The sequence below is a fragment of the Bradyrhizobium sp. GCM10028915 genome, assembly GCF_042666195.1.
GTDB lineage: Bacteria > Pseudomonadota > Alphaproteobacteria > Rhizobiales > Xanthobacteraceae > Bradyrhizobium > Bradyrhizobium canariense_D.
Map to the genome: position 1 here is coordinate 1,261,766 of NZ_JBHTFN010000044.1, position 19,605 is coordinate 1,281,370.

The following is a 19,605-nucleotide window of genomic DNA, read 5'->3' on the forward strand; positions in this document are numbered from 1 at the left end:
AGTAGACCGATTGACCGGGGGCTTTCGTAGCGCGATGCTGATGCACATTTTGGAGGCCCACGACGTCCCTTGACCCAGCACTCGCGCGACACCCCACAATTTTACCTCACGGCGCCCTCCCCCTGCCCCTATCTGCCGGGCCGGCACGAGCGCAAGGTGTTTACGCACCTCGTAGGTGAGCGCGCCGGTGACCTCAACGACCTCCTGACCCATGGCGGCTTTCGTCGCAGCCAGTCGATCGCCTACCGTCCCGCCTGCGACCAGTGTCGCGCCTGCGTCTCGGTCCGGGTGATCGCCAACGAGTTCCGCCCCTCCCGCAACTTCCGCAAAGTCATCGCGCGCAACGCCGACATCATCGGCGAGCAGCGCAGCGCGGTGCCGACCTCCGAGCAATATTCGGTGTTCCGCGCCTATCTCGATTCCCGTCACCGCCATGGCGGCATGGCCGACATGACCGTGCTCGACTACGCCATGATGGTCGAGGACAGCCACGTCGAGACCCGTATCATCGAGTACCGCAAGCGCGGTCCCGACAGCGGCATCACCGGCCGCGGCGAGGAGTTGATCGCGGTGGCGCTGACCGACGTGCTCAGCGACGGCCTGTCGATGGTCTATTCGTTCTTCGAGCCGGGCGAAGTCAGCCGCTCGATGGGCACCTTCATGATCCTCGACCACATTGCCCGCGCCCGGCGGCAGGGATTGCCTTACGTCTATCTCGGCTACTGGATCGAGGGCTCCAAGAAGATGGACTACAAGGCCCGCTTCCTGCCGCAGCAGCGCCTCGCGCCGTCAGGTTGGCTGCGCATCGACGCGCAAGGCGATGCGACGTCCGAGCCGCAGGATTAGCTCTCCGTCATGCCCCGCGAAAGCGGGGCATCCAGTACGCCGCGGCGCCTCGGCTCAGTCACTACTGTCTCTGGAATACTGGGTCGTCCGGTCAAGCCGGACGACGACAGCCGTGGTGTGGTCACCCGAACAGCGTGTCCGCGAGCAGCTTCAAGTTCAAAACCACGATGATGCCGGCGACGATCCACGCGATCGCCGCGACCCATACCGGTATGACGAACTTGCCCATCTTGCGGCGGTCGGAGACGAAGCGGACCAGCGGGATGACGGCGAAGGGCAATTGCATCGACAACACGACCTGGCTGAATACCAGCAGATCAGCCGTGCCGCGCTCGCCATAGATCGCGGTGACGACGATCACGGGAATGATCGCGATGCCGCGGGTCAGCAACCGCCGCGCCCAGCTCGGCAGGCGCAGGTCGAGAAAGCCCTCCATCACGATCTGGCCGGCGAGCGTCGCCGTCACCGTTGAATTCAGGCCCGAGGCGAGCAGCGCCACTGCGAACAGCGTCGAGGCGATGCCGAGGCCGAGCAACGGAGACAGCAGCTCGAAGGCCTGGCCGATCTCGGCGACGTCGGAATGGCCGCTCTTGTGGAAGGTTGCAGCAGCCACCACGAGGATCGCGGCATTGATGAACAGCGCCAGCATCAGGGCGATGGTCGAATCCGTCGTCGCCCATTTGATCGCCTCGCGCCGGCCTTCGTCGTTGCGCTCATAGGCGCGCGTCTGCACGATCGAGGAGTGCAGATAGAGATTATGCGGCATCACGGTGGCGCCGATGATGCCGATCGCGATGTAGAGCATTTCGGGGTTGGTGAAGATCTCGGTCTTCGGCACAAATCCCCTCAGCATCTCGGCGACCGGCGGGGCTGCCGCGGCAAGCTGGACGGTGAAGCAGACTGCGATCACGACGAGCAGCGCGATGACGAAGGCTTCGAGGAAACGGAAGCCCCGATTCATCAGGATGAGCAGCAAAAAGGCATCCAGCGCGGCGATCAGCGCGCCGCCAATCAGGGGAATGCCGAACAGCAGCTTGAGCGCGATCGCGGTGCCGATGACCTCGGCGAGATCGCAGGCGATGATCGCCGCCTCGCAGGCAAGCCAGAGTAGAAAGTTGACGGCCGGCGAATAGGTCCCGCGGCAGGCCTGCGCGAGGTCGCGGTCGGTGACGATGCCGAGCCGTGCCGCCAGCGATTGCAGCAGGATCGCCATCAAATTCGAGAGCAGGATGACGGAGAGCAGCGTGTAGCCGAACTTGGACCCGCCGGCGAGATCCGTCGCCCAATTGCCGGGGTCCATGTAGCCGACCGAGACCAGATAGCCCGGGCCGACGAAGGCGAGCAGGCGCCGCCACCACACCCCCGCGATGGGGAGGGCGACCGAGGCATTCACCTCGGCCAGGCTCTTTGTCATCGGCGCGTCATTGCGCCAGCCGGCAGCATCTCGGGTCAGATCGGGAGAGCGAGCATCCATGCGGCGAGAATACCGAAGTCGAGCCTTATTGCAACTCATTTGCAACTGCATCTAGCCGCGTCGGTCCCTCGGCGGTCGCTATGTGTCGCCCCTGTCGGGAAGCGGGTGGGTTTGGGAGCCTCCCGAGGCGGATACTGGCGCCAACCCGACTTTGCAGGAAACGAGCCATGTCAATTCCCCCGCGCCTCCCCGAGACATTCAACCGCCTCGCCTGGTCCAATTTGGCGGCACAGTCGGCCGAACAGATCGCGCTGGCCGCGGCCCCCATCGTCGCGGTGCTGACGCTCGGCGTGGCAGAAGGCCAGACCGGCCTGCTCCAGACCGCGCTGACCCTGCCCTTCGTCCTCTTCGCCATCCCCGCCGGCCTGCTGGCCGACCGCATCTCCCGCCGTTCGCTGATGGCGGGCGCCGAGGCGCTGCGGGCCGCGGCCCTTGCAGCGATCGTGCTGCTGCTCGCGCTCGGCGCGCTCAATCTGCCGCTGCTGGCGCTGCTCGGCTTTGCCGCCGTGTGCGGCACCGTCGTCTACAGCGTGGCCGCGCCGGCGCTGGTGCCCTCGCTGGTGAGTTCGGACCTGCTACCGGCGGCCAATGCGCGGATCGAGCTCGCACGCACCATCGCCTTCGCCAGCGGCCCTGCGCTCGGCGGCGCGCTGGTGGGCTGGTGGGGCGCGAGCCCGGCCTTCGGCTTTGCGGCCGCGCTGTCCGCGATCGCCGTCGTGCTGCTCTCCGGCATCTACGAGCCCGCCCGCACGCCGGCGCCACGGCGGCATCCGTTTCAGGACATCCGCGAAGGCGCGGCCTTCGTGTTTCATCATCCGCTGCTGCGGCCGGTGTTCATCACCCAGTTCATCTTCAACACCGGATGGTTCCTGCAGATCGCGGTGTTCGTGCCCTATGCCGTACGTCACCTCGGCCTAAACGCGGTCGGCGTCGGCACCGTGCTGACGATGTACGGTGTCGGCATGGTGATCGGCGCGCTGTTCGCGACGCGGGTGATGAAGCGCATCGCGTTCGGCACGGTCGTCGGCCTCGGCCCCGTTACCGGCTTCGTCGCGGCGGTGGTGATGGCGCTGACGGTGCTGGTCCCCTCGCCCTGGCTTGCGGCCTTGAGCTTCTTTCTGCTCGGCGTCGGGCCGATCCTGTGGGTGATCTCGACCACGACGCTGCGCCAGTCGGTGACGCCGCCTCGCCTGCTCGGCCGCGTCTCCGCCATCAACATCATGAGCTATGGCGCCCGTCCGGTCGGCTCGGCGCTGGGTGCGATCGTCGGCGGCCTGTGGAGCGCCGAAGCGTGCCTCTATCTCGCCGCCGCCGTGTTCGGCGTGCAGGCGCTGGTCATTTGGCTCTCGCCCGCGGTGGCGCTGGACCGGCAGCCGGACATGGTGGGCGATGAGGCGGTGGCGCGGTGTTAGCTGCACCGTCATTGCGAGCGAAGCGAAGCAATCCAGAATCCGTCCGCGGAGACAGTCTGGATTGCTTGGTCGCAAGAGCTCCTCGCAATGACGGAGTATGTTGAAGCAGCCAGCCTAGTTCGCCAGATACCGCTCGTAGCTGCCTGTCACCGGCTCGCTCGCGTCCACCTCCGGATCAAGCGTGTAGAGATCCTGCGCACGGCCGATGCCACGCAGCGCGTAGCGGCCTGTGGAGACGAGATAGCGGCGGCCGGCGGCGTCGAGGCCCTTGTAGAATTCTGCCGATGCCAGCAGCTCGCGATCGACCGAACGGCTCATCGAGGCGATGCGGCTGACCTCGTTCACGGTCGGACCGACCACGGTGAAGTCGAGCCGGTCCTCGCTGCCAATATTGCCGTAGAAGACCTCGCCGACATGCAGGCCGATATAGGCGGACGTGGTGGGACGGCCCTCCGCGCCCCGCCTCAGGTTCAGCGCAGCGACGTTCTTGCGGAACAGATGCTCGGCGCGCAGCGCCGCGCGCCGGGCATGCGCCATGTCTTCACCGGTGAACATCGCAAGCACGCCGTCGCCGATCAGCTTCAGCACGTCGCCGCCGGCGTCGTGGATCGCGTCGATCACGGCCTGCGCATAGTCGTTGAGGAACGGGATGATCTCGTCGGGGCCGATGCTCTCGCTGATTCCGGTCGAGCCGCGCAGATCCGAATACCACAGCACGGCGTTGATGCGCTCGGTGACGCCGCGCGAGATACGTCCGCTCAAGACCTGCTCTGACGCATCGCGGCCGAGATAGACGCGGCCGAGCGTGCGCGCGATGTCGACCTGCTGCGCCGACTTGATCGCGAGCCCCAGCACCGGCACGAGATCGCGCAGCGCGGCGAGTTCGGCGTCGGCGAAGCCGCTGTCGCGTCGCGTTGTCCAGGAGGAGTAGAGGCAGTCCATCTGCCCCAGCGCTCCGGTCTCCCCGAAGCGGTGCACAAAGGCCAGGAAATGGCGATGACCGGTTTCGGCGAGCTCGCCGATTTGCGAAAAATCGAGCGAGGGCGCGTCGGCGAGGTCGATCACCATCTCGTCGTGACCGTGCTCGAGCAAATGATAGAAAACCGACCGGCGCCAATTGTTGGCCGCGTCGCCCTCGGCCGTCGAGCCGTATTCGACGACGTCGCTCTCGTTGGTCGGTGTATCGCTCCAGCGGAAGGCGCGACCCTCGTAGATCGGGTGCAGCGTATCGATGACGACAAGGCCACGCGAGAGTTCCAGCCCCTCGGCGCGGCAGCGCTCGCAGAAGCCGCGCAGCAGTTCGGGTTCGGGCAGGCCGGTGAGCCCCTGGCCGGCCAACCAGTTCATCAGCGCAAGGCGAGAGGTCAATTGCATGCGCCATTATGGCGTGCATTCGTGACGAGCGAAAGGCGGCGCGCGGAGCTTGCGTCGCCAAAGCTCCGCTCACGGCCAAGGCTCCCGCCCGCGGCAGGTCGCATATGTCGCGGACGCTGTTGACGCGCTCCCGCCTCGGGCGGCAAATGCGAATGATGACACCGCCGATCAGAAATACGGGGATATGAGCCAGCGCCAGCTTCCGATCATCCTGGCGCTCGGTACCACGCAGACCCTGGCCTGGGCCTCGAGCTACTATCTGCCGGCGCTGCTCGCCGATCCCATGGCGCGCGATCTCGGTATCTCCTCCAACTGGGTGTTTGGCGCGTTCTCGGCCTCGCTGGTGATTTCGGCGCTGCTCGGGCCGCGCATCGGGCGACAGATCGATCTGGTCGGCGGCCGGCAGGTCCTCTCGGTGTCGAACCTGACGATCGCCGCCGGCCTCGTTCTGCTCGGCCTCTCGCAATCGGTGGCGGTGATGGCAATGGCCTGGCTCGTGCTCGGCATCGGCATGGCGATGGGTCTCTACGACGCCGCCTTCGCCGCGCTCGGGCGCATCTACGGCACCGAGGCGCGCAGGCCGATCACCGGCATCACGCTGATGGCGGGCTTTGCATCGACCGTCGGCTGGCCGCTCACCGCCTGGGGCCTGTCGCATTTTGGCTGGCGCGACACCTGCTTCGCCTGGGCCGCTGCCAATATCCTGATCGGCCTGCCGCTCAATTTCTTCCTGCTGCCGACGATCAAGGGCGCCAAGCAAGCAGCGGCGACAGCGGCGAAGCCGCATCTGCCGCTCGACCGCACCATGGTGCTGCTCGCCTTCATCTTTGCCGCGGTCTGGACCGTCACCGGCGCGATGGCCGCGCATTTCCCGCGCATCCTGGAGGCAACCGGCGCGACGCCGGTCGAGGCGATCGCGGCCGGTGCGCTGATCGGCCCCGCGCAAGTGGCCGCACGGGTTCTGGAGGCAGGCTTCCTCAGCCGCTTTCATCCGCTGTGGTCGACGCGGCTCGCCTGCCTCACTCACCCGATCGGCGCGGTGGTCGTGGCGATCTTCGGCGGCGCCGCGGCCAGTGCGTTTGCGCTATTCCACGGCTCCGGCAACGGCATCCTGACCATCGCGCGCGGCACGCTGCCGCTGTCGATCTTCGGCCCCAAGGATTTCGGCTATCGCCTCGGCATCATCGGCGCGCCGGCACGGATGGCGCAGGCCGTGGCGCCGCTGGCCTTTGGCCTGCTCATCGACGTCATGGGCGCCAAGGTGCTGATCGTCTCCTCCGCGCTCAGCCTCTCGGCGCTGGCCGCGCTGTTCATGATCCGCGCGCAACCGCGGCCGGATTGACCGGGCCGGAGCTTTCGCGCACAAGCGCAGCATGACCGAAGACACGCGCCCACCCCGCACATTCAAAGGCCTCCTGCGCTGGGCGACTACGCCGCCGCAGGCCTGGGGTGTCTATCTCCTCGCCGTCATCCTGGTCTGGCTGATCTCCTTCTACGCCGGCTCGCTGAAACCGAAGAAGGCGCCGGAAGCGAGCCCGCCGCCGGTCACGGCACCGCGCACCTAGGCCGGCTTCGTTTCGCCGGTCGCGATCCAGATGCCGGCGAACACGGCGACCAGCCCGATCAGTAGATTTGGCGTGATCGGCTCGCCGATCAGCAGCGCGGCGAGCAAGGTGGCGGCGATCGGATTGACCGTCATCGTATTGGCGACCCGGGTCGGCGTCGCGCGCGCCAGCGCCATGACCCAGAGGATGAAGGCGAGCGCACCGCCGCCGATGCCGAGATAGATGCCGGCAATCCACTGCGCCGTCGTGAACTGCCCCAGCGCTGCAAAGCTGCCCTTCACGATACTCGCAAGCACCAGCACGGCGGCGCCTGCTCCCATGCCGACCGTGAGAAAGCCGAGCGGGCTGGAGCGCTGCATCAGCGGGCGCGACAGCACGTTGTAGAACGCCATGCAGAACACGGCACCGGTCATGATCAGCTCGCCGCGCCAGGCCTCGGGCGGGCTTTGCGCCAGGCCCGCGGCCAGTGCCGCCGCCACGCCGAGCACCGCGATGCCGACGCCGGTGATCTTGCGCGCCGTCAGCCGCTCGACGCCGAGGATGGCGCCGACCACCATGGTGTGGAGCGGCAGCGTCGCCAGCGCGAGACTGGCGCGCGCGGCGGTCGTGTAGGACACCGCGATGTTGTAGAGGATGAAGAACACGCCGAAAAAGCAGATGCCGAGCAGCGCCACGGCCGGCCAGTCGGACCGCTGCGGCCAGCGCACGCCGAGCAGAAGCGCGCACGGCAGCAGGCAGAGAAAGCCGATCCCCCAGCGCAGGATCGCGAGCAGGATCGGATCGGCGCCGCCGACCAGATAGCGGGTGATCGCCGCGGCAGTGCCGCCAAGGCTGCTCGACGCCAGCGCGATCGCAACCCCGGCCCACTCACCCACAATCGTCTCCCGTTGCGGAGCTTGCTGAGGGCGCTAGCACGCCCCTGCTGCCACCGTAGTGGCAACAGGGGCGTCGCGGGAAGCTAGTCGTAAAACTCGGGCGACATCTTCTGGCTGTCGCGCTGGATCTTGTCGTGGTTGATCCAGAGTTGCGCCTTCTCCTTGCCGAGCGTGTCGGCGATCTTCTGCATCGAGGCCGCGCTCTGGTCCTTGTTGGCGTTCATGCTCGGCACACGGCGGTTGTCCCAATTGTCTTTGAAGTGCACCGCATCGCCCGACAGCACGACGGCGCCGGTCTTCGGCAGCTTCACCAGCAGCGATTGGTGTCCCGGCGTATGGCCGGGCGTCGACAGGATGGTCACGCTGCCGTCGCCGAACACGTCCTTGTCGCCCGCAAGCAGCTCGACCGGATGCGACGGCTTGAAGCGCGGCTCGTTGTTGGCGCCGGGCCAGTCATACTCGGCCTTCTGCACATAGAGCATGGCCTGCGGGAACAGCTCGACATTGCCGGTATGGTCGGGATGGGTGTGCGAGACGGCCATCATCTTGACGTCACCGGGCTTGAGGCCGAGCTGTTCGAGCTGCGCGGCAAGCGTCTTCGGCCGGCGCCAGGTCACGGCTTTGGGATCGGCGGGCGCAAGGCCATTCGGCATCGCGGCGACTGCGTCGGCGATGCCGGTATCCCACAGGAACCAGCCCTTGGCGTGCTTCACGAGATAGCAGCTGTCGACGAAGTCCATCGTCTTGCCCTCATTGAGACCGGGCGTCCAGCGCGAGATGTCGCCGGCGGTACCCTCGCCGCAATTGAGCACGTAGAGTTTTTCGACACCGGTCTTTTCGGACTGCGCGAGCACCGCATGACCGGACAGAACGAGTGCAGCGACAACGACGGCGAGCTTGATCTTTTTGATCTTTGGCATCATTCGTTCCTCCCTTGCAGCCAGGTCGGCTGTCTTGTCGGGTGTGACCGAGGATCAACCCTGGTCCGTTCGCAGAATTCCCGCAGACCGCTTCAGTGCGGGCAGGTCTCGACCTCGACGGTGACGTGGCTGAGCCCCTTCAGTCCGGCGAGCCGCTTCTTGTAGACCGCCGGCTGCTTCGGCTGGTCCGACACCACCGACACCAGCACGGCGCAATGGCCGGGGCCGACCTGCCAGAGATGCAAATCCGTGACGCGGTCGTCGCCGATCTCCATGCGCGCCCGGATCACACGCTCGAGCTTCTCGTCGGCGCGCACGTCAAGCAGCACCGCGCCCGATGTCTTGATCAGGCCGAACGCCCAGCTCGCGATCACGGCGCTGCCGATCAGGCCGACCGCCGGATCGGCCCAGGCCCATCCCGAATACATGGCGACGACGAGCGCGGCGATCGCCAGCACCGAGGTCGCTGCGTCCGCCATGACGTGGACATAGGCAGCACGGAGATTGTTGTCGTGGTGGTGGTGATCATGGTCATGATCATCGTGATCATCATGCGCATGGCCATGATGGTGATGACCATGGTTGTCGCGGAGCAGCCAGGCACTGGCGAGGTTGACGCACAGGCCGAGGGCAGCGACCACGATCGCCTCGCCATAGACGATCGGCACCGGATTGATCAGCCGCAGCACGCTCTCATAGGCGATCTCGACCGCGATCAGGCCGAGGATGATCGCGCTGGCGAAGGCGGCAAGATCGCCGAATTTGCCGGTGCCGAAGCTGAAATGCGAGCTCCCCAGGTGCCGCCGTGCAAAGCGATACGCGAACGCGGCAATCCCCAGCGCTGCCGCATGCGTGCCCATGTGCCAGCCGTCGGCGAGCAGTGCCATCGAGCCGAACAGCGAGCCGGCGACGATCTCGCCGACCATCATGACCAGCGTCAGGATGACGACGAGCCAGGTGCGTCGCTCGTTCTCGTCGTGCTTCTCGCCCAGGAAGGCGTGGTCATGGGTCCATTGTTCGACGGAATGGGAATGCATCGCAAAGTCTCCGAAAGGCCCGGGCCGTTAACCCCTATATAGACCTGCGAGTCTTCTGGGCAAAATCGCCGGAATGAGCCGATTGACAGGTAGGTGCCGTTTCGGTGTAATGAACGCCATGGGGATTTGAGCGATCTCCCCACGAGGCGACATGCCCAAGTATCGCGTCCCGTTGTTTTTCACGAGGGCGCATCATGTCTTCCTACACGACGATATCATCTGACAAGCTGGCACGGTTGATCGGCACGGCAAACGCCCCTGCCCTGATCGACGTGCGCACCGACGAGGATTTTGCCGCCGACCGGCGGTTGATCCCAGGTTCGATCAAGCTCAGCCACGACAATGTTCCGGAATGGGGTGCCGAATTCGCCGGCCGCACCGCCATCGTCTCCTGCCTGCGCGGCGCAAAGCTGGCGCAGGGCACGGCGGCCTGGCTTAGGCAGCTTGGGGTCCAGGCCGAGACGCTGGAAGGCGGATTCGAGGGCTGGAAGGACGCAAAGCTGCCGCTGCTCGATACCCGCAAGCTGCCGCCGCCCGACGCCAAGGGACGCACCGTCTGGGTGACGCGGGCGCGGCCCAAGGTCGACCGCATTGCCTGCCCCTGGCTGATCCGACGCTTCGTCGATCCCAATGCGGTGTTCCTGTTCGTGGCACCGTCCGAAGTGGTCGCCGTCGGCGAACGCTTCAAGGCAGCCCCGTTCGACATCGAGAACGTGTTCTGGAGCCACCGTGGCGAGCTCTGCACCTTCGACGTGATGATCGAGGAGTTCGGGATTGCCGCGCCGGCGCTGCTCCGGCTCGCAACGCTGGTGCGCGGCGCCGACACCGGGCGGCCCGACCTTGCGCCGGAGGCTCCCGGTCTGCTCGCGGCTTCGCTCGGGCTGTCGCGGATGTATGATGACGACCTCGAACAGCTCGAGGCCGGTATGCTGCTCTACGACGCGTTCTATCGCTGGTGCCGCGACGCGACGTCTGAGACCCATAACTGGCCGACCAACAAGGCAAAGGCTTGATGGATACGCGTACGATCGAAACCGGAGCTGATGCCGGTCACGGCGTCAGCTTCAGTGAAGCCTTTCGCGTCTGGCTCCGTGTCGCCTGCCTGAGTTTTGGCGGGCCCGCGGGCCAGATCGCGGTGATGCACCGCATCCTGGTCGAGGAAAAGAAGTGGATCTCGGAAGGCCGCTTCCTCCATGCGCTGAACTACTGCATGCTCTTGCCGGGCCCGGAGGCGCAGCAGCTCGCAACCTATATCGGCTGGCTGATGCATCGCACTGCCGGCGGGCTGATGGCGGGCGGACTGTTCATCCTGCCCGGCATCATCGCCATCATGGGCCTCAGCTACGTCTACGCCGCCTACGGCAATGTCAGCTTCGTCGAGGCGCTGTTCTTCGGCTTGAAAGCCGCCGTGCTCGCCATCGTCGTCGAGGCCGTGGTGCGCGTCGGCAAGCGCGCGCTGAAGAACCGCATCATGATCGCGCTCGCCGCGATGGCCTTCGTCGCGATCTTCTTCTTTGCCGTCCCCTTCCCCATCATCATCATCGCCTCAGGCATCATCGGCTATGCCGGCGCGAGAAGCGGCCTTCCGGAGTTCGCGCCGGCCGGTCATGGTCACGGCGGCAGCAGCGCCTTGATCGACAGCATGCTGGGCGACGCCGTGCCCGATCATGTCCGACCCAACACCGCCCGCACCATTCGCGTCGGCGCGCTGTGGCTTGCGCTCTGGCTGGTGCCGGTGATCGCGCTCGTGCTTGTGCTCGGGCAGGCCAATGTCTTCAGTCACATCGCGCTGTTCTTCTCGAAAATGGCGATGGTCACCTTCGGCGGCGCCTACGCAGTGCTGGCCTATGTCGCCCAGCAGGCGGTCGAGCACTATCACTGGCTCAAGCCGCACGAGATGCTCGACGGCCTCGGCATGGCCGAGACCACGCCGGGTCCGCTGATCATGGTGCTCCAGTTCGTGGGCTTCATGGCCGCCTACCGCGACGCCAGCGGCCTGTCGCCGATGCTTGCGGCCACGCTCGGCGGATTGCTCGCGACCTGGGTCACCTTCACGCCATGCTTCCTCTGGATCTTTGTCGGTGCTCCCTACATCGAACGGCTGCGCGGCAACACCGGGCTTGCGGGCGCGCTGAGCGCTATCACCGCCGCCGTCGTCGGCGTGATCCTCAATCTCTCGATCTGGTTCGCGCTGCACACGCTGTTCCGCGACACCGTGCCGGTGCATGCGTTTCCGCTGGACTTCGACATGCCGGTGCTGACGAGCGTCGATCTCCCCGCGCTCGTGCTGTCGATCGCAGCCGCAACCGCGATCTTTCGGTTCAAGCTGGGGATGTTGACGGTGCTCGCCGGCAGCTGCGCTGCGGGTGTGGCGCTGCGGCTGGCGGGGCTGATTTAGCCTCCAAGCATCGGCTTAAAGGCTGCCTCCATGAGGTCGCAAAATGGGCCAAACCGAGTTCGGCTGCGTCAACCGGAACGTGAGCTAGGACCGGCACTGAATTTGAAAACGGCTTTCTTGCCTCCGGGAGAAGGAATCCCAAAAAGCACGAAATATCCAGCCGGAACGAAGAACAGGGTCAGGAGCGAGGCGACAGCAAGCCCGGACATCATGAGCACCGCCATGGGTTGCCACAACGCGCCGCCGGAGATGGCCATGGGTGCGAGCCCAAGGACCGTAGTGGCCGACGTCAGGAGGATCGGACGAAGACGCTTTCCCGACGCAGCTACGATGGCTTCCCGCAGCGGAAGCGTCTCTCGCTCGATATCGATCTGATCGATCAGAACGATGGCGTTGTTGATGATGATGCCCGACAGGCTGATGATGCCGAGGGTGCCGAAGAACGAGAGCGGTTGTCCGGCCGCCAGCAGGCCGAACGGAATCCCAATCAGGATGAGCGGTATGCTCATGAACGTCAGAAGCGTGCGCCGGAAGGAGTTGAACTGCAGGATGATCGCCAGCACCATCACGGCAAGTGCGATCGGAAAGCCCGCGGCGAGCTTCTGGTTTGTCTCCGCGCTTTTCTGGATCTCGCCGCCGACGGTCACGTGATATCCCCCAGTCATGTCCATCTCGTTGAGCCTGGGCTGAATCGTTTCCAAAAGCTGCCCGGCCGTCAGGGAGGTGCTGCGGGCGGTCACCGTGATCGTTCGTTCCTGGTTCTTGCGGCGGATCCGCGCGAAATCGAACCCCGGCTTCAGCCTCGCGACCTGCGCCAGCGAGATGAGGCCGCCGCTCTTTGCGAAGGTGGCGCTGGTGAGGCCTTCCAGGCTCTGCGAGGTGTACGCGCCGGCGCGCAGCACGATCGGGATCGAGTTATCGCCTTCCCGGTAGATCGACACCGCGGTGCCGGTGAAATACGTGTTCAGGAGCCGAGTGACTTCCTCAGAGGTGACTCCAAGCTGGCGCGCACGGTCCTGGTCGATCTCGACGACCACCTTGACGATCTTGTTGCCCCAGTCGTCATCGTTCTCACGGACGTTCGGCGCCGCCTGCAACAGGGATCGAACCCGTTCGCTGAAAGCGAGCAGCCGGTCACCGTCCGGGCCCGATATCTCCAGCTCCACGACGCCCGATTCGACGGCTCCCATCGCCAGCCGCTTGATCTTGAAGCTTGCTTCTGGGTGATTGGCATAAAGGTATTTCCAGGCACGATCGGCCGCACGCACCGCAGCCTGGTAGTCCGTCGTGTTGACAAGGAAGAACGCGGACGCCGGATCCGGCGGGACTGGGGTCAGAGTGAGATAGAATCTCGGCCCGCCGTCACCCACGTAGAGGATTTCGCTGGAGATCTCCGGATTGGCCGTTCTGTCCCCGAGCCACCGTTCGATCTCGCGCGCGCGATCTTCCGTTTGCGAGATGTCGGTCCCGTCAGGCATATTCATGTAGATCAGGAATTGGCTACGTTCGCTGAGCGGAAACATCTCCTTCGGGATGCGCGGGAATTGAGTAAGCGCAATTACGACGAGCGCAATGCAACCGGCCAGGACGATAGGAGAGAAGCGCAAGGCCGAGCCGAGCGCGGAGGCATAGAGCCGCTGCAGGCGAGACGGCGCCGCATCCTCCTCAGCAGATCCGGCCCCCCGGCCGATCAGCCACACGGTCAGGGCGGGAAGAATGTACATCGCCGTGATCCAGGAGCCGCCGAGCGTGAGCGCCACCACGGCCGCCAGCGAAAACGCATACTCGCCAGACGCGCCCGATAGCAGCATGAGCGGCAAGAACGCTGCGATGGTGGTGATCGAGGAGATCAGGAGCGGCAGCGCATACTGCTCTCCGGAGGCAAGACCGGCCTCCTCGGGAGGCACTCCGCGGCCGATCCGGCTGACGATGTCCTCGACGATGACGACGCCATTGTCGACCAGGAGACCGAGCGCGATGATGATCGCCGCGATCGAGACCTGCTCCAGCGCGATCCCCAGCGCCCGCATGCCGATCAACGAAAACATCACGGCGAAGGGAACGATCATCGCCGCGATAGTGCCCGCCCGCAGGCCCAGAAAAACGATCACCAGCACTGCCACGACGACGAAAGTCTGGGCCACACTCGACAGGGCGGAATTGACGGAGGCGCTGACCTGATCGGCCTGGTATGTCGCGAAAGAGACGGCGTAGCCGATCGGAAGGCGCTCCTCATAGTCGCCTGCGGCCGCACGGAGCTTGACTCCAAGCTGCGTGACGTCCTGGTCCGGCTGCATAATGACGCTGAGGACCACGGCGGGACGACCATTGAAATAGATCGGCTTGACCTTCGGTGAGACGTAGTCTCGGCGGACCGTGACGATATCGGCAAGCCGAACCAGGCTGTCGGTGGTCCCGACCCGCGTGAGCATGGTCTCGATCGCCCGCACGTTTGGAAAATCGCCGGAGGTCTCGAGCAGAAGGCGCGTGCCGTCGGCGTTGATGTTGCCGGACGGCAGCACGACATTCTGTCCCTGGAGATCCTTGATCAACGCGTTGACCTGAACGCCGATCGCGGCCATCTTTCGGGTATCGAGCTCGAGCCAAACCCGTTCGTCCTGCACGCCGTGAAGCTCGACCTTGGAGATTCCCGCGATCTGGTAGAGCTTCTTCCGAAAGTCCTCGGCCGCGTCCTTCAGTTCGCGGGGGGAAAAGCCTTCCCCTGTGATGGCGATGGTCGCGATTGCGACATCGCCGAAGTCGCTGTTGACGAACGGTCCGACCACCCCATCGGGCAGCTCGATCTTGGCGTCGGCCATCTTGTCGCGCAGTCGCTGCCAGGTGGCGTTGACGTTCGCGATTTCGTCCTTCAGGTCGACATAGATGGTCAGGGATCCTTCGCCGGCAAGCGTTCGGATGTCCTTGACCTCAGCGAGCTCGCGTACTTTTCGCTCGACGGGAACGGCGACCAGATTCTCCATTCGCTCGGGCGCCATGCCCGGAAAAAGGGCCGACACAACCGCTGTCCGGATGACGATGACCGGGTCTTCGCGTTTAGGGAAGTTCGGATAGAGCCCGATGCCGGCAATCAGCAGACCGATCATGGCCATGACCGTGAATCGGGACCGCGCCAGACCGAACCGGGTGAGAAGATTCACGGCCCCGCCTCCTCGAACGGAAGCAGCTTCACCTTTTGTCCGTCCGAGAGGTAGGACACCCCTGCCGAGGCCAGGACGTCCCCAAGCTTGACGCCCTCCACCACGACGAGACGATTGTCCCGGATTCCGCCAACGGTGACGGTGCTCTTCTTCACCGTCGAACTTGCCTCGTCGTAGCGAAACACCGTACCGGTGTTCTGCAGGACCTTTCCGCCTTCGGGCACCAGCACGGTGAGCGGAACGAGAAACCCGCTGCGGCCCACGACCAACGGTTCTTCGATCGCGACCTCGACCGACATACCGGCGTTCAGACCAGGGGCATTGTTGTCCAGCCTGACCACAACCGGGAACGCCGATACCTGCTCGGCTTTGGACCCGAGCTCCCTGATCTCGCCCTTGAGCGGAAGATCGGGCTTATCAGCGACCTTGATGGCCACCTTCTGCCCGACCTTCAGGCTCTGGAAGGTCGCGGCCGGCACCAGAAAGGACATTTCGAAGCTGTCGTCGCTGTAGAGGGTAGCGACCGGCTGCCCCGCAGCGACCTGCGCGAAGGATTTGACCTCCACGCGAGCGATGGTCCCGGCGAAGGGAGCCAGCAGCTTGCTGCGGTCAAGGTTCTGATCGGCCAATTCGAGCTGGCGGCGCGCCTGGTCGAACTGGGCTCTCGAGCTGAGCAAGGTGGCGTTAGACTGCTCGAAAGCCGCCTGGGTCGCGACGCCGCGCTTGAGGAGTTCTTCCTTGCGCTGGAAATCGGACTGGGCGTTGTCGAGCTGCGCCTGCGCCTGCTGCACGCCCGCGCTGGCCTGGTCCACCTGGCTCTGCAGCGATCTCGGATCGATTTCGGCAAGAACGTCGCCGAGTTGCACCTTCTGGCCGACGGTGAGGACGACGGCCTTCAGCTGGCCCCCGATCTCGAAGGAGAGGCTGCTGACGTCGGCCGGCTGCAGAACGCTCGGGAAGCGCCGAACGCGGCTTTCCGCCGTCGCGGCCACCTTGTAGGCGCGCAGACCGCGGACCGGTTGTTCGCTCGCCTCCTTCTTCTTTTCCCCGCAGCCCTGCAAGCCGACGACAAGGAGCGTTAAGATGCCAAATCGCGTAAGATGTCGGATCATCGAGCGCTCCTCGAATCCTATCGAATTTGATCCTTCGGCCTGGCGGCGTCGTTCCGCGAGCTCACGGCACTACCGCGAAAAACAGAAACGCGGCGAAGATGACCAGATGCACGACGCCCTGCAGCACCGTGGTCCGCCCGGTGCCGAGTGTGATGACACTCAACAGCAGCGTGAGCATGAGCAGCCCCAAATCCTTTATGTCCAACCCGAGTTCGAGCCGATATCCCATGACGATCGAGACAGCCGCGACGGCGGGAATGGTCAGGCCGATGGTCGCGAGCGCCGAGCCGAGGGCGAGGTTGAGACTGGTCTGAAGCCGGTCGCTTTGCGCCGCCTTGATGGCCGCCACTGCCTCCGGAAGAAGAACGAGTGCGGCGATGATCGTGCCGACGACTGCCTTAGGGACCTGGAGATAATCGATGGCGCGCTCCACGCTGGGGGTCAGGACTTTCGCAAGCCCCACGACGGCCACAAGGGAGACGACGAGGAGAGCGGCGCTCAGGCTGGTCGTTCCGTTGTCCGGAGGAGGCGAATGCTCGTCGGCCGCGGCACCTTTCGCGGCCAGGAAATAGTCACGGTGTCTGACCGTCTGAACGAAGACGAACGCGAGGTACAGAATCAAGGACGCAAGCGCGGCAAAGATGAGCTGCGAGGTGTTGTACAGCGGACCGAGCTCTTGGGCTGCAAGGTTCGGAAGCACCATCGTGAGGCTGGTGAGAGCCACCAGCACGGCGAGAGCGGCACTGGCGCCTTGCGCCTGGAAGCCCTGTTCATGGTGGCGCACGCCGCCCCACAGCAGACAAGCACCTACGATGCCGTTACAGACGATCATGACTGCCGCGAAAACCGTGTCGCGGGCCAGCCCGGCCTTCTCGGCAGGCGCGCCGATCATCACCGAGACGATGAGCGCCGTCTCGATCACCGTCACGGCCAATGCCAGGATCAGCGTGCCGAACGGCTCGCCGACGCGGTGAGCGACCACCTCGGCGTGATACACGGCGGCGAAGACCGTGCCGAACAGAGCCGCTCCGGCGGCGGCGTCGATGACCCCGCCTTTGCCGAGAACGAAACTGATCAACAGGACGCCCCACGCGAGCCCTGGCCAAATCCACGTCCACCGAGCTGTCCCTGCTACAGCCATGGCGACTCTCCCTGAACGTGTCCCCGCTAGGTGTGGGACTCTTCAGTTGCATCATACTCACGAAATGGCATGGCCAAAAGACATCGCATCACAATTTCGGAACAATGTTGCTTCTGGCGATAGCTCCAGACGCCTCCCTGGAGCGCGGTGCGCCAAAGGGCGAAACACTGCGAGAAAGTGTGCCGCCTTGGCTAGTCAAGTGCACCCGGCAAAAATATTCCACTTTACCGAAATTCGGATTTGACGTACAAGCGACACACCCTGGCCCAAGACAAGGGGCGGATCGCGATCGTCACGAACCGCGGGCTGGGTAGCGATGGACGCGACGGCGTCGGGCGCGATTGCATTGCAGGGCGGCTTCGGCTGTGAGCAATGGCATTCGTGCCTACGACACGGCGCCGACAGCGTCTTCGTATGGCTTCGGGTGCGAGCACACGCCAGCTCCCGAAGCGACATGCGAGGACGTGCGCGGACGAACAAGTCGTGTGGTCCTGACGCCCGGGGTCTGTGCGTCAAGTCCTGCGGTGATGTGGCGGTCCAACCGGGCGCGCGCATCAGTCATCTGCATGGGACGGGGGCAATAGTGCATCGCTCCCCGGGGAGAGCACGAAGGACACGTTAAAACCATCGCGCAGGGAAGGCCGGGCGATCCGGCGAACCTGTGGTCCACCCCGTGTGCATTTCTGTCGCGCACGGACCTGCGGGTGCCAGCCGGCGCCCGGTCTTCCCTGCGCCCTTGTCTCAACGAGGGCAATGCGACGAAGCAAAACTCGGGCGGAACGCGCCGCGAGACCGCGAACTCTCGTCCGCTGTTTGGATCGTATATCGGCGCGAAGACCAGTCATTCCACTCTCGCTGTCGTCGCCCGGCTTGACCGGGCGACCCAGTACTCCGAGACGATCGTGATTAAGAAGAGAAGCCGCGGCGTACTGGATGCCCCGGTCGAGCCGGGGCATGACAGCCTAGCGCGATCCCATCAGTTCCAATGTGGAAAGATTGGAACGGGGAGAATTCGCCCCGGTTAGCTCCCACTGCCGAAGAAATCCGCTTCTTGGATGAGCCATGACCGATCTATCTATCGATGCTCGACTGCTTGCCCCTGACAATGACCGGCACGGCGCCAATTTCACGGTCGTCGTTGTCGCGGCGGCAATTCTTCTGGCGGGCGCAGCGGCCTTGTCAGGCACGATCTCGTGGCAACAGGGATTGTTGTTTCTTCTCGGAGGCGCACTTGGCCTGACGCTGTATCATGCGCTGTTCGGGTTCACCTCGGCCTGGCGCGTCTTCATTGTGGCGCGACGGGGCGCCGGTCTCCGTGCGCAAATGGTCATGCTGGCGCTGGCGACGGCCCTGTTCTTTCCGGCCCTCGCGCAAGGTACGCTGTTCGGCGTCGCCGTGCATGGCGAGCTCGGCGCGGTGGGCGTGGGCATGCTGACCGGGGCGTTCCTGTTCGGCCTTGGAATGCAGCTCGGCGGCGGCTGCGCGTCGGGAACGCTTTATACCGCCGGCGGCGGCAACACCCGCATGCTGGTGACACTGGCGGCCTTCATCGCACGCTCGGTGCGTTGCATCTGCCGTGGTGGAGCGCGCTGCCGAACATCGGCGCCGTCTCGTTGATCGAACGGCTCGGATGGCTGCCGGCGCTCGTGCTCTGCTGGGCCGTGATGGCTGCGATCTACCTCACCACCGTCAGGGCCGAGATCGGCCGGCACGGCGAACTCGAGCCGGGAGCGCGGACGAAGCTGCAAGGCCTACGCCGCTTCATGCAGGGGCCGTGGCCGCTGCTGTGGGGCGCGATCCTGCTCGCGATCGGAAATTTCGCCACGCTGTATCTCGCAGGGCGCCCATGGGGCATCACCTCCGCTTTCGCGCTCTGGGGATCGAAGATCCTGATGGGCGTCGGCGTCGACGTCGCGTCATGGCCCTATTGGCAGGGCCCGCGCGCTCCATCGCTGCAGCAAAGCGTCTTCGCCGACATCACCTCCGTGATGGATTTCGGCATCATCCTCGGAGCGTTGCTGGCCGCGGGCCTCGCCGGCAAATTCCATCCGACCTGGCGCATCTCCGCATCCTCGCTCCTCGCCGCCATCATCGGCGGCCTGCTGCTCGGGTATGGCGCCCGGCTCGCCTATGGCTGCAATATCGGCGCCTATTTCAGCGGGATCGCATCGGGCAGCCTGCATGGCTGGTGCTGGCTGGTTGCGGCTTTTCTCGGCAACATTCTGGGGACACAGCTCCGACCGCTGTTCGGCCTGGCCGTCGAGCGGTAGGTCTTCGTCTGCGTGCTGTTTCG

General features: G+C 65.0%; 14 protein-coding genes and 1 pseudogene. 7 read left to right on the top strand and 8 right to left on the bottom strand.

From position 1 onward, the window contains the following. Positions 1–69: 69 nt before the first annotated feature. Complete coding sequence (locus ACFQX9_RS26265; protein ID WP_018458387.1) at positions 70–846, top strand: arginyltransferase; 777 nt, start codon at positions 70–72, stop codon at positions 844–846. Between the two features lie 121 nt (positions 847–967). Here ACFQX9_RS26265 and ACFQX9_RS26270 read toward each other — a convergent pair whose 3' ends face one another. Further along, a complete protein-coding gene (locus ACFQX9_RS26270) occupies positions 968–2,320 on the bottom strand; it encodes an Nramp family divalent metal transporter (RefSeq protein ID WP_018458388.1) in 1,353 nt (450 codons plus the stop codon). A gap of 167 nt (positions 2,321–2,487) precedes the next feature. Here ACFQX9_RS26270 and ACFQX9_RS26275 point away from each other — a divergent pair, with 167 nt between their 5' ends. Next, a complete protein-coding gene (locus tag ACFQX9_RS26275; RefSeq protein WP_018458389.1) occupies positions 2,488–3,732 on the top strand; it encodes an MFS transporter in 1,245 nt (414 codons plus the stop codon). A gap of 114 nt (positions 3,733–3,846) precedes the next feature. Here the strand turns inward: ACFQX9_RS26275 and ACFQX9_RS26280 are convergent, their stop codons facing one another. After that, the gene (locus ACFQX9_RS26280; RefSeq protein WP_026233569.1) at positions 3,847–5,106 is read right to left on the bottom strand and encodes an adenylate/guanylate cyclase domain-containing protein; all 1,260 of its coding nucleotides are present in this window, start codon (positions 5,104–5,106) and stop codon (positions 3,847–3,849) included. A 184-nt stretch (positions 5,107–5,290) separates the two neighbouring features. On the opposite strand from ACFQX9_RS26280, the gene ACFQX9_RS26285 reads away from it, so the two are divergent. Together ACFQX9_RS26285 and ACFQX9_RS26290 are read left to right on the top strand one after the other, a co-directional pair. Beyond that, positions 5,291–6,448 carry an MFS transporter gene (locus ACFQX9_RS26285; protein WP_018458391.1) on the top strand — a complete coding sequence of 386 codons (1,158 nt, stop codon included), beginning with the start codon at positions 5,291–5,293 and terminating at the stop codon, positions 6,446–6,448. A 31-nt stretch (positions 6,449–6,479) separates the two neighbouring features. Further along, the gene (locus tag ACFQX9_RS26290; RefSeq protein WP_085353412.1) at positions 6,480–6,671 is read left to right on the top strand and encodes a hypothetical protein; all 192 of its coding nucleotides are present in this window, start codon (positions 6,480–6,482) and stop codon (positions 6,669–6,671) included. On the opposite strand, the gene ACFQX9_RS26295 is transcribed toward ACFQX9_RS26290, so the two are convergent. From ACFQX9_RS26295 to dmeF, 3 genes are all read right to left on the bottom strand, one after another. Then, positions 6,668–7,546 carry a DMT family transporter gene (locus ACFQX9_RS26295; RefSeq protein ID WP_377791037.1) on the bottom strand — a complete coding sequence of 293 codons (879 nt, stop codon included), beginning with the start codon at positions 7,544–7,546 and terminating at the stop codon, positions 6,668–6,670. The genes ACFQX9_RS26290 and ACFQX9_RS26295 overlap by 4 nt on opposite strands. 83 nt (positions 7,547–7,629) lie before the next feature. Continuing rightward, entirely contained in the window at positions 7,630–8,469 is an 840-nt protein-coding gene (locus tag ACFQX9_RS26300; protein WP_085353415.1) for an N-acyl homoserine lactonase family protein, read from the bottom strand. An 89-nt stretch (positions 8,470–8,558) separates the two neighbouring features. Continuing rightward, positions 8,559–9,503 carry a CDF family Co(II)/Ni(II) efflux transporter DmeF gene (gene dmeF, locus ACFQX9_RS26305; protein ID WP_085357530.1) on the bottom strand — a complete coding sequence of 315 codons (945 nt, stop codon included), beginning with the start codon at positions 9,501–9,503 and terminating at the stop codon, positions 8,559–8,561. 194 nt (positions 9,504–9,697) lie between these two features. Here dmeF and ACFQX9_RS26310 point away from each other — a divergent pair, with 194 nt between their 5' ends. Together ACFQX9_RS26310 and chrA are read left to right on the top strand one after the other, a co-directional pair. Further along, on the top strand, positions 9,698–10,516 hold the full coding sequence (locus ACFQX9_RS26310; protein ID WP_085353419.1) for a chromate resistance protein ChrB domain-containing protein: 819 nt from the start codon (positions 9,698–9,700) through the stop codon (positions 10,514–10,516). Continuing rightward, positions 10,516–11,901 (top strand): chromate efflux transporter, encoded by a 1,386-nt coding sequence (chrA, locus tag ACFQX9_RS26315; protein ID WP_085353420.1) that lies wholly within the window; start codon positions 10,516–10,518, stop codon positions 11,899–11,901. Before ACFQX9_RS26310 ends, chrA begins: the two co-directional genes overlap by 1 nt. Positions 11,902–11,969: 68 nt before the next feature. Here chrA and ACFQX9_RS26320 read toward each other — a convergent pair whose 3' ends face one another. The 3 genes from ACFQX9_RS26320 to ACFQX9_RS26330 all read right to left on the bottom strand — a co-directional run bounded on the left by ACFQX9_RS26320 (position 11,970) and on the right by ACFQX9_RS26330 (position 17,312). After that, complete coding sequence (locus ACFQX9_RS26320; RefSeq protein ID WP_094183263.1) at positions 11,970–15,059, bottom strand: efflux RND transporter permease subunit; 3,090 nt, start codon at positions 15,057–15,059, stop codon at positions 11,970–11,972. Continuing rightward, positions 15,056–16,171 carry an efflux RND transporter periplasmic adaptor subunit gene (locus tag ACFQX9_RS26325; RefSeq protein ID WP_085353421.1) on the bottom strand — a complete coding sequence of 372 codons (1,116 nt, stop codon included), beginning with the start codon at positions 16,169–16,171 and terminating at the stop codon, positions 15,056–15,058. The genes ACFQX9_RS26320 and ACFQX9_RS26325 overlap by 4 nt, the downstream gene beginning before the upstream one ends. A 61-nt stretch (positions 16,172–16,232) precedes the next feature. Then, positions 16,233–17,312 carry a calcium:proton antiporter gene (locus ACFQX9_RS26330; RefSeq protein WP_085353422.1) on the bottom strand — a complete coding sequence of 360 codons (1,080 nt, stop codon included), beginning with the start codon at positions 17,310–17,312 and terminating at the stop codon, positions 16,233–16,235. 1,062 nt (positions 17,313–18,374) lie between these two features. Here ACFQX9_RS26330 and ACFQX9_RS26335 point away from each other — a divergent pair. Beyond that, positions 18,375–19,582: pseudogene (locus ACFQX9_RS26335) on the top strand (YeeE/YedE family protein). Positions 19,583–19,605 lie beyond the last annotated feature (23 nt).